The sequence below is a fragment of the Micromonospora sp. D75 genome (assembly GCF_018070405.1).
Taxonomy (GTDB): Bacteria; Actinomycetota; Actinomycetes; order Mycobacteriales; family Micromonosporaceae; genus Micromonospora; species Micromonospora chalcea.
Genome location: NZ_JAGPXV010000262.1, coordinates 1 through 7,729 on the forward strand (window position 1 = coordinate 1; position 7,729 = coordinate 7,729).

The 7,729-nt window shown below is 74.3% G+C and carries 6 protein-coding genes; 2 read left to right on the forward strand and 4 right to left on the reverse strand.

Going from position 1 to position 7,729, the window contains the following annotated elements; genetic code table 11:
* Window positions 1–1,861: MMPL family transporter (locus tag KBX39_RS16925; protein ID WP_210871460.1), on the forward strand; the 1,861-nt coding region annotated here is incomplete at its 5' end.
* 76 nt (window positions 1,862–1,937) lie between these two features.
* Here the strand turns inward: KBX39_RS16925 and mce are convergent.
* Window positions 1,938–2,408 carry a methylmalonyl-CoA epimerase gene (mce, locus tag KBX39_RS16930; protein ID WP_043323011.1) on the reverse strand — a complete coding sequence of 157 codons (471 nt, stop codon included), beginning with the start codon at window positions 2,406–2,408 and terminating at the stop codon, window positions 1,938–1,940.
* A 130-nt stretch (window positions 2,409–2,538) separates the two neighbouring features.
* On the opposite strand from mce, the gene KBX39_RS16935 reads away from it, so the two are divergent.
* On the forward strand, window positions 2,539–3,357 hold the full coding sequence (locus KBX39_RS16935) for a M23 family metallopeptidase (RefSeq protein ID WP_210871462.1): 819 nt from the start codon (window positions 2,539–2,541) through the stop codon (window positions 3,355–3,357).
* A gap of 46 nt (window positions 3,358–3,403) precedes the next feature.
* Here the strand turns inward: KBX39_RS16935 and KBX39_RS16940 are convergent, their stop codons facing one another.
* From KBX39_RS16940 to KBX39_RS16950, 3 genes are all read right to left on the reverse strand, one after another.
* Window positions 3,404–4,822 (reverse strand): adenylosuccinate lyase family protein, encoded by a 1,419-nt coding sequence (locus KBX39_RS16940; RefSeq protein ID WP_312247447.1) that lies wholly within the window; start codon window positions 4,820–4,822, stop codon window positions 3,404–3,406.
* Entirely contained in the window at window positions 4,819–6,792 is a 1,974-nt protein-coding gene (locus KBX39_RS16945; protein ID WP_210871464.1) for an FAD/NAD(P)-binding domain-containing protein, read from the reverse strand. Before KBX39_RS16945 ends, KBX39_RS16940 begins: the two co-directional genes overlap by 4 nt.
* The coding region (locus KBX39_RS16950; RefSeq protein WP_210871466.1) for an FAD-dependent monooxygenase at window positions 6,789–7,729 on the reverse strand (941 nt) is incomplete at its 5' end. The genes KBX39_RS16945 and KBX39_RS16950, both read right to left, overlap by 4 nt.

Consider the following 7,729-nt stretch of genomic DNA (forward strand, 5'->3'; position numbering starts at 1 on the left):
CGACAAGAAACTCCAGGAGCAGGCCGGGCCGCTCGGCGAGATCGCCGAAGGGCTCGGCACCGGCCAGGTGGAGGCGTACTTCACCGGCGTCTCGCCGCTCGCCGCGGCCGCCGTCGAGCAGGGCAACGAGGACCTGTCCATGGCCGAGACGATCGGCTTCCCGGCCGCCGCCATCGTCCTGCTGCTCGCGTTCGGGTCGCTCGTGGCGGCCGCCATCCCGCTCCTGCTCGGTGTCGTCGCCGTGCTCGCCGCGTTCGGCGCGCTCGGCATCGCCACCCACTTCACCACCTTCGACGTGTTCGTGCAGACCGCTGTCAGCATGGTCGGCATCGCGCTCGGCATCGACTACACGCTGTTCATCGTCACCCGGTTCCGCGAGGAACTGGCGAAAGCAGGTGACAGCGGCCGTCCGGAACGGGCCCGGGCCATCGGGCGCACCGTGGCCACCGCCGGGCAGGCCGTCCTGTTCTCCGGCATCACCGTCGTCGTCTCGCTGGCCGGGCTCTGGCTGGTCCGCTCCGCGAAGGTCTATTCGATGGCCGTCGGCATGACAGTCGCCGTGCTGGTCATGATGCTCATCGCGGTCACCCTGCTGCCCGCCCTGCTCGGTCTTCTGGGCCCCCGCATCAACCGCTTCGCGCTGCCCTGGGCCCGCCGGTCGCTGGCCCACCCGGACCCGGAGCACTCCGGCTGGGCCAAGGCCATCGCCGTGGTCATGCGCCGTCCGCTGCTCGTGGCCGCGCTCGGCACCGTCCTGCTCGGCGCCCTGTCCATCCCGGTCTTCCACCTCCAGTACGGCGTCGACCTCGGCGCCGGCGCGGTGGCCGAGTCGCCGCCGGGCAAGGGGTACGGCATCGTCTCCGAGGCGTACGCGCCCGGCGTGCTCGCCCCGATCACAGTTGTCGTCTCGGCCGGCGGCGACCGGTTCACCGACGCGCAGCTCGACGCCGTCGCCCGGTTCAGCGGCCAGGCCGCCGGCAACCGGGAGGCCGCTGACGTCGTCAGCGTCACCCGGGTGCTCGACGCCCAGGCCAAGGGGCACACCACCGCCCACCTCGAAGCCGCGACGCGCGCCGCCGGCCCGGCCCTGGCCGAGCTGGTGAGCCGGGACGGGGACACCACTGTGGTCACCGTCCGTCCACGGCACGGCGCGGACACCGACGAGACGGCCGATCTGGTACGCGAGCTGCGCACTCAGGCCGGTGGCGCGTTCGCCGGCACCGGGCTGACCGCTCACGTCGGCGGTGGCCCCGCCGAGATCGTGGACATCACCGACGAGAGCTCCCGGGCCATGCCGCTGGTCATCGGCGCCGTGCTGGCGGCGAGCTGGCTGCTGCTGTTGATCGCCTTCCGCTCGCTGGTCCTGCCGTTCGAGGCGATCTTCATGAACCTGCTCACCTCGGGCGCGGCCTTCGGCGCGGCGGTGCTGGTCTTCCAGGAGGGGCACGGCGCCGACCTCCTCGGCGTCGAGCGGACCGGGTTCATCCAGGTGATCCTGCCGCTGTTCGCGTTCGCCCTGGTCTTCGGGCTCTCCATGGACTACCAGGTGTTCATGCTCTCCCGGATGCGCGAGGAGTGGGACCGTACCGGCGACAACGCCGCCGCCGTCCAGCTCGGACTGACCCGCACCGCGAAGGTGATCACCGCCGCCGCGGCGATCATGGTCGTGGTCTTCGCGTCGTTCATGTTCACCCGCATCCTCGAGATCAAGCAGATGGGCTTCATGCTGGCCCTGGCCGTGCTGATCGACGCGACGATCGTCCGGCTGCTGCTGGTCCCGTCCCTGATGCGGCTCATCGGTCGCGGAAACTGGTGGCTGCCCGGCTGGCTGGACCGGATCCTGCCACGCACCCGGCACTGACCGCGGCGCCGTCGAGGTCCCGCCGGACCGGCACGATCCGGCGGGACCGGCCGTTCGGGGCGGCCGGGCGGCCCGCTCAGGCGGCGGCCGGCTCGACCAGCTCGACCAGGATTCCACCCGCGTCACGCGGGTGGACGAAGTTGATCCGGGAGCCGGCCGTGCCGCGCTTGGGCTGCTCGTAGAGCAGCCGTACGCCGCGCTCACGCAGCTCGGCGGAGGTCTTCTCGACGTCGTCGACGGTCCACGCGATCTGCTGCACGCCCGGGCCGGACTGGCTGAGGAAGCGGGCGATCGGCGAGGTCGGGGTCAGCGGGGCGAGCAACTGCAGCCGGCCATGGGCGGGGTCGGGGCCGATCGACATCATCGCCTCCCGGACTCCCTGCTCGGCGTTCTCCTCCACGTGTACGCACCGCATGCCGAAGACGGTCTCGTACCGCTCGATCGCCTCGTCCAGATCATTCACCGCCAGGCCGATGTGGTCGATGCCGCGCAGGCCGATTCCGGACAGCGCAGACTGCTGCGCCGAAGGTGAAAGCTCGTCAGACATGTCGTCAGCCTAGTGCCGGAAACGGGTTCTTCGAATAGGCGTCCATCGACGGAATGACGACCGGCGAGGGCGTGCGTGGCGTCCGGGCGAGGCGCTTGCCCCGCGTCCGAACCGGCCGTACCTTACATCGATGATCCTCAGTGACGGGTCGTCCCGGGACGTCGGCCACGGCGCTCCGCCGCCCGAGGACCTCGGCGGCATCGCCTACCTGCGCGGACTGTCCAGACGCGGGCTCCTCACCGGCGCCGCGCTGGCCGCGTCCGGGGTGACGGCCGCCTTCGCCCTGCTGCCCGGCTCCGCCCGGGCCGCCGGCGGCTACCAGCGGCCGTGCGGACGTGTCCGCATCTCCAGCTCCTGGCAGGACCACCGGAACCGGACGCCGCCCTCGGCCGAGCCGGGCACCGACTACGCGGTCGGCGCCGGCACCCCGGTCATGGCGGCGGCGAACGGCACGATCCGGTTCGTGAAGGCCGACACGTCCACGGCCACCGGGCGGGTCGTGGGGATGGCCCACGACGACGGCAACTACACCCGGCACCTGCACCTGTCGGCGGTCGCCGTCTCACCCGGTCAACGTGTGTCGCGTGGCCAGACCATCGCGTACTCCGGCGCCTCGGCCAACGGCAGCGAGTCCGGCGTCGGGCCGCACGTGCACACCAGCCTCTGGCTGAACACCGCCAGTCCGACGGATTTCCGCGCGACAGCCGATTTCGAGAGCTGGGCCGGAGACGTCACCAACCCGAACCCGCCCGACCAGGAGGCAGACGACGTGTTCATCGCGAACGTGAAGGGCAACTGGTATCTCGTGGTCCCCCAGGGCACCGGCAAACCGCGGGCGGTGGTCCTCGGCGGCGACAGCAACGCCGCCGCCTCCGGCATCCCCGTCCTGAACTTCACCTGGGATCCGTCGATCAGCGCGCTGCGGGCCGCGGTCGACGGCATCGGCTGACCCGATCCCGCGTCCGACCGCGGCTCGTGCGCGCGGGGACCAGCGGTCAGCGCCGGGCCGGCTCCGCCCGGGCGACGACCGCGCCGTCCACGAGCGTGCCCGCCGCGCCGAGGTAGCCGGCCGGATCACCGATCCGGGCCAGTTCCTCGGCGGTGTAGCGGCCGCGCAGCTCCGGCGTCTCCGCCAGGACGTCGTACAGGGGGCGGTCGGTCGCGTCGGCCTCCGCGGCGGCCCGGGTCAGCACCTCCTTGATCCGGTCCCGGCCGACGACGGGGGTGAGCCGGGCGGCGACCCGTTCGGAGGTGAGCTGGCCCCGGGTCAGCGCCAGGTTGGCCGCCATCCGCTCCGGGCGCACCACGAGCCCCCGCGTCAGCGTCACGGCCGCCTCCGCGGCGCCGCCGGTGAGCCGCAGGCACTCGCGCAGCAGCAGCCACTCGGCGTGCCACACGCCGGCGGACCGCTCGTCCTCGCTGAGCAGCGCCTGGGTGAGCCCGGCCGCCAGCGGCGGCACCTGGAGCGCGGCGCTGCGGATCAGCGTGGCGAGGACCGGGTTCCGCTTGTGCGGCATCGCGGAGGAGGCGCCGCGCCCGCTGGCCGCCGGCTCGGCCACCTCGCCCACCTCGCTGCGCGCCAGCGAGAGCACGTCGACGGCGATCTTGCCGAGCGCGCCCGTCACGAACGCGAGCACCGCGGCGAGGTCGGCCAGCGGCGTACGCAGCGTGTGCCAGGGCAACGCAGGCCGGCTCAGGCCGGTCTCCTCGGCGAACGCCGCCACGAGGCGGTCCACGTAGCCGGGGTCCGGCTCGGCCGCGCCGTCCAGCGCCGCGTACTCCAGATAGCCGGCCAGCGTGCCGGCCGCGCCGCCGAGCGACACCGGCAGGCCCTGGTCGCGTACCCGGCACAGCCGCACCCGGGCGTCGCACAGCAACTGGTGCCAGCCGGCCGCCTTCAGCCCGAACGTGGTGGGGGCGGCGTGCAGGGCCAGCGTCCGCCCGGCCATCGGCAGGTCGCGGTGGGTCAGCGCCAGCCCGGCGAGCGCGTCGACGGCGGCGGCGAGGTGGTCGTCGATGACGGTGAGCGCCCGGTGCGCGACTGTCATCGCCGCGGTGTCCAGGATGTCCTGGCTGGTGGAGCCACGGTGGACGTACTCGGCGGAGGCCGGGTCCAGCTCGGCGACCGCGCGGGTCAACTGGGCCACAAGCGCCACCACCGGGTTCGCGGTGTCCCGGGACGCCATCGCGACGCCCCGCAGGTCGAACAGCTCGGCCCGGGCGGTCCGGGTGATCACCGCGGCGGCCTGGACGGGCAGCGTGCCCAGCCGCGCCTGGGCGCGGGCGAGCGCCGCCTCGGCGTCCAGCATGGCCTGCAACCAGGCCCGGTCGCCGACCACCGGCTCGATGCTCGTGCCGGCGCGCACCGGTGAGAGCAGGCCGCTGTCCACCGCCACTTCGAGCGTGTCGATCACACGATCACCCCCGGAAAGCGGGCCGACCCGGAGGCCGCGCGGTCGGCCACCGCGTGTCCGGCCGGCGCGAGCGAGCGCACCTCGGCGGCGATCGCGTCGGCGTCGGCCAGGATCACCGAGTCGTTGCCCGGCCGGATGCCGGCCGCTGTCACCCAGTGCACCGACTCGGTGGGCACACCGAACGCGAACCGGCGCGGGTGTGGCTGATCCTGGGCGTCGACGACCCGGTAGGGACGTTCGGTCACGGCGAGTCCTCCTGTCTCGTACGTGCCGCCGTCGTAGGGGATCCGGTACGGCCGGCACTGTTCGGTGTCGAGCATGTGGCGCAGCAACGGGTCGGCGGTGCCGCGCAGGTCGGGTTCCGGCAGCCGCGCCTCGATGAGGACGCCGGCGCGGACCGGGGGACCGGGCACGGTCCGGGACGTCGCCTCGAACGCGGGTGTCTCGGTGTCGATGACGATCTGGGTGTCCGGCCCGGTCAGTTCCAGCACACCGGCTTCGATCAGCGCGATCGTCTCCTCGATGCGCCGGGCCGGCGGGCCGATCGAGAGGAACGCGTTGAACGGGGTGAACCAGCCGGTCAGCTCGTCGCGGTACGAGTCGCCGTCGATCCCGCCGTGATCGACCGCCAGGCGGATCTCGTTGCGCAGGTCACGCAGGACGTCCAGCGCTGCCTTGAGCGGCCCGTCGACGTTGCCGGCCCGCGCGTGCGCAACGTCCCGGGCCAGGTGGTCCAGCGCCCAGGCGCGGAAGTCGTCCCGGTCGCGGAACTCGCGCCCGCGGTACGGGTGGGCCAGCCGGTCCCAGTCCCAGCGCCGCGCCGGCGGTATCGGGTACTCGTCGAGCAGCGCCGGCCGCCGCTCGGCGGGTGTCGCGAGGTAGCGCACGGTGAAGCTCTCGGCCCGGCCGGCGTGCCCGGTGCGGCGCAGCAGCGTCGCGTAGTAGACGCTCTCCACCTCGGCGGCGATCAGCGGCCACACGTCGCGGCGGAACCGGATCGACTCGCCGCGGGCGCGGCGGGCGCGCAGCCGCGCCACGGCCTGCGCGGTCAGCAGCCGGGGCAGGTGCCGGCCGGTCACGCCCTTCTGGTTGTCGCCCCGGGCCTGCGCCGGGATGCCCCGGCGGGAACTGGCGGACAACCTCGGTTCGGCGCCGCTGGGGCGGTACCGCAGCCGTCCGCTCTCCTCGGTGAAGCTGCCGCCCCGGCCGACGGTGAGCAGGATCAGGTGGTCGAAGAACGTCAGGCCCAGCCCGCGCAGCAGCACGGGCGCGCCCGCCGGGATGTGGCCGAGGTCGACGTCGGCGGGGTTGGCCTGGGGGAGATAGGTGAGTCCGTGCACCCGGGACAGGCTCGCCGTGCGTGCCTGCCGGGGATCCAGCCGGGCGGCGGCGTGTCCCAGGGCCAGCACCACGGCGTCCAGGTGGTGCAGCCGGGTGCCGTCGGCCAGCCGGACGCCCTGCGGACCGCCCGGCACGCCCGACGTGTCGGCGCTGGCCACCGCGCGGGAGCGGTGGCACCGGATCGAGACGTGCGGCGGCGCGCGGCGCACGATCCGGCGGAAGCTGGCCCGCAGGTAGTGGCCGTAGAACGCCCGGGTCGGATAGTCGTCGGGGCCGAGGGCGCGCGCCTCGTCGAGCACGTCGGGGTCGAGCGCGCCCCACGGGCCCGCCGACGCCACGCTCCGGGCCCACTCGTACAGGCTCGGCCCGGGCTCGATCGGCCCGGCCAGCCGGCAGCTCGGATCGGTGTAGACGGTGATCTGTGAGGCGACGGTGTTCGTCAGCAGCAGCCGGGACTGGTCGGTGCGCCACACCGCGCCGGCGCCGGGCGCGGCCGGGTCCACCACGTGCACGGTGAGGCTGGCGCAGGCCCGGTCGTGCCGTTCCTGGGCGCAGAGCCGCTCCAGGACGGACAGTCCGCGCGGGCCCGCGCCGACGATGCAGATCCGCAGATGCCGCGGGCCTGTCATCGCACGGCCTCGCTCGGGCGCTCGCCGCGCACCCGGGCGGCGTGCATCCAGGCCACCGCCGTGTGCAGCTCCTGCGGCGTCATCGCGGCGAGCGCCCGGTTGCGGGCCGTCGCCGCGTCCCCGGCGGCGTGCCAGAGCCGGATGCTGTCGCGGGAGACGGCCTGCACCGCGGCGGTCCGCTCCCGCCGTTGCGCGACGTAGCGGCGGAGCACCTCGGGCACCGGCTCGGCGCCGTCGCCGAGCAGGTCGCCGAGCACCACCGCGTCCTCCAGCGCCTGGCAGGCCCCCTGCGCGGCGTAGTGCAGCATGGGGTGCGCGGCGTCGCCGAGCAGGGCGACCCGGCCGTCGGCCCAGTCGTCGACGGGCGGCCGGTCGACGAGCACCCAGGCCCGCCACTCGTCGCTGAGGCGCAGCAGGTCACCGACCGCGCCGAGGCGCGACATCGCGGCCCGGACCAGTGCGCCGTCGGTGGGCCGGCCGGCGAACAGCGTGGGCGCGCCGTCGGCGTGACTGGCGGCCATGTTCAGGTACGCCCCGCCGCTGATCGGGTAGTGCACGAAGTGGCAGTCCGGTCCGGCCCACCAGGTGACCGCGTCCCGGCGTACCCGGGCCGGCACCTGGGACATGGGGACTATGGCGCGGTACGCGGTGATGCCGGAGTTGCGCGGCTCGCCGTCGCCGACGAGCTGGCGGCGGATGCGGGAGTGGATGCCGTCGGCGCCGACCACCATGTCGGCGGGGATCCGTTCGCCGGAGTCCAGGCGCACGGTGGCCTCGGCCGCGTTCTGGTCGTAGCCGGCCACCGAGGCGGCCGGGCGCAGCGTGATCCGGGGCAGCCGCCGGGCGGCGTCGAGCAGGCGGCGGTGCAACTCGGCGCGGTGCACCACCACGTACGGGCTGCCGAACCGGCGCTGGTACCGCTCGGTCAAGGGCATGC

Bases quoted from the DNA above. Each gene is read 5' to 3' on its own strand.
- KBX39_RS16945 (WP_210871464.1), bottom strand. From the start codon at position 6,792: ATGACAGGCCCGCGGCATCTGCGGATCTGCATCGTCGGCGCGGGCCCG.
- KBX39_RS16935 (WP_210871462.1), top strand. From the start codon at position 2,539: ATGATCCTCAGTGACGGGTCGTCCCGGGACGTCGGCCACGGCGCTCCG.
- mce (WP_043323011.1), bottom strand. From the start codon at position 2,408: ATGTCTGACGAGCTTTCACCTTCGGCGCAGCAGTCTGCGCTGTCCGGA.